This is a genomic window from Streptomyces sp. NPDC059866 (assembly GCF_042731325.1).
Taxonomy (GTDB): domain Bacteria; phylum Actinomycetota; class Actinomycetes; order Streptomycetales; family Streptomycetaceae; genus Streptomyces; species Streptomyces flavusporus.
The window spans coordinates 1-2196 of the sequence record NZ_JBHWJT010000122.1 but is presented as its reverse complement, the minus strand read 5'-3'; the positions used below and the strand labels follow the sequence as shown (position 1 = coordinate 2196).

Annotated in this window: 1 protein-coding gene and 2 pseudogenes; 1 reads left to right on the top strand and 2 read right to left on the bottom strand. The window is 70.0% G+C overall.

Features of this window, described 5'->3' with window-relative positions:
• Positions 1–170: 170 nt before the first annotated feature.
• A pseudogene (locus ACFV7R_RS46980) lies at positions 171–361 on the top strand (AraC family transcriptional regulator); the annotation flags it as partial.
• 419 nt (positions 362–780) lie between these two features.
• Here ACFV7R_RS46980 and ACFV7R_RS46975 read toward each other — a convergent pair.
• The gene (locus ACFV7R_RS46975) at positions 781–1866 is read right to left on the bottom strand and encodes a hypothetical protein (RefSeq protein ID WP_385276939.1); all 1086 of its coding nucleotides are present in this window, start codon (positions 1864–1866) and stop codon (positions 781–783) included.
• A 90-nt stretch (positions 1867–1956) separates the two neighbouring features.
• Positions 1957–2196: pseudogene (locus ACFV7R_RS46970) on the bottom strand (hypothetical protein); the annotation flags it as partial.

Here is a 2196-nt window from a genome sequence, read left to right as displayed (position 1 = left end):
TTCGAAGGACGCCGTATCGTCGCCGCCGGACGGGCGGAGACGCCAAACGCCTGTGGAGTGCCGGTAAGACGGGCACCCGTGCCCGCGCAGCGCGGAGAAGCAGGAAGCCCCCGGAAGGGTCAGACGACCCAGGCAGGAATCCCTGGACTCTAGGCCAGGGAGCACGTCAAGCCGAGGGCAACATCGCCACAGCGGGCGGCTGCCTGGCATCCCAGTACCTCGCCACCTGGGTGATCACCCGGACGCTGGGAGAGGACGCCGCACGCGACGCATCGACTACGTGGCCCCGGTCGGCGAGAACCAGGAGACGGTCGAGCGCGCCCTGCGAGCCGTCCACGCAGGCGAACTCGCACTACGCTGACGCGCGCCCGCCCCCCATCAGCCGTCCAAGGGGGCCGCCTGCCTGCCATCGCTCCTGCGCGGCAGGCAGGTGTGTGACTGCGGGGCCGACGCCGCTCCAAGGGAGACGTCGTGACGGCAGATCGTTCATGCCCGGGGCGAGGTTCTTTGGCCGGCAGGGTGATGGCGGCCCCGGCGATGTCAGCCCCGGCACCCGGGTGCAGGAGCGATGCTGGGTCGGTACTGCAGGCGTCCGCCAAACTCCGTTGGGACAACCTCGATCGTAGCCTTGCAGGGCCACCGCACCATCGGCAGGTCCTCTCGCAAGGTGCCCGTGGTCCCGCGTCGGATCGGCCACCACAGCCGCGTCGCCCGACCCGCAGGTGACCAGGCCGCATGGGTATCGGTCCTGAGCTGATCAGAAGGCACGTGACGGCGGGGTCAGTCGTCATTGTCGCCCAAGTCGTACGGGAACTCGGCGATGCGCTGCTCTTCTTGGGCCAGGAGGGCCGCGTAGCGGACGGTCAGGTCTCCGTCACTGCAGGACCGCGCTGCGGCGTGGGCCGCGCGGTACAGGACTGGGGGTATGCGGTGGACTGTGTCGAGAAGAGCCGTGCCGGTGATGAAGGACTGGTGGGCGAGGGCAGGGCTGCCGGAGTCGGCGGCTGAGCGTGCGAGCAGGAAGTGTTCCTCGATGAGGTCGAGGGCCACAGCCTTGTCGCGCCAGTCGTCGTCGGCAGGGGGCGGCTCGATGTCGAAGAGTGCGGGCTGAGGCGGGCCCGGCTTCGGGGACGGTGGGCCGTCGAGGGTAGTGAGCGCATGCTGCAGCGACGTCCATGCCCGGTCGAGGTCGCCTGTGTGCCGTTCCAGAGCGGACAGGCGGGTGTACTCGCAGCCTCGGGCCAGGTCGGTGTCCTGAACCGAGACGTACAGGCGCTGGGCGCGGGAGGCCTGCCGGAAGTCGCCGAGCTCGGCGAACCCGCTGACGATCCAGGGAAGTTCGCTGATGTCGGCGGGCCCGATGTCGTCGAGCATGCGTATTAGGGCCGTGCGGGCGAGTTCCGTGCGGCCCTGGCGACGGGCGAGGGTCACCCAGGTCTCGACAGGCTCGGATTTCGGGTCGTCGCCGAACCACTCCGGCGTGTCGAGGGCTTCGGCCCAGGCCTGCAGGGCTTCGGGCTCCCAGTGAAGATCCTCCTCGCCGCTCTTGCCGGGTCGGCCGAGTGGCAGGTCGGACAGGGCGCACCAGGTGCCGAAGTTGGCGCAGCGAGCGGCGTAGAGACGGGAGAGGTCTTCCTCGCAGAGGCAGCGGGCAACCAGGAACACGGCGAGGTGCAGTTCGTCGCCCATCCCGCCGAAGGGGGCCTCACGGCGGCAGAGAGTTTCCTGCTCGAGGAGATAGCGCAAGAGCGGCAGGTCGGTTTCGCGCCGGCCGTACTGGACGGCGCGCAGTACGCCGGCGCGGCGGGCTGCGTTGGCGTCGTGCTCCGGGTCACTCTGGCCGGACAGCGGGGAGAAAGCCACCATCGGCCAGGCGGCGCGGTCGGCACGCAGGTGGGCCAGGTCCGCCTCGCAGGCCCCGAGCAGGGGCGCCCACAGTGGGGGTCTGAGTGGACGTTAAGTCCGTTTCTGGTAGCGGCCTCGTCCGGGTTGGGTGAGGAAGCCTTGCCGGACGAGGCGTCCGAGGCGGCTGCGGGTGACGTTGACGGTCGTCTCGTCGGTGGGCATGCCGAGGAGTTCATGCAGCTCGCGGGCTCGGAAGGTCCGGCCGGGGTGCTGGTTGAAGGCGTTCACGATGGCCTGGTAGGCGGTGTTCGTTTCGGGCGGATCGGGCTCGGTCCCGGGCGGGACGCGTTC

What these genes read in the sequence shown, in the direction of transcription:
- ACFV7R_RS46975 (WP_385276939.1), bottom strand. Translation starts at nt 1,866, where the DNA reads ATGGTGGCTTTCTCCCCGCTGTCCGGCCAGAGTGACCCGGAGCACGAC.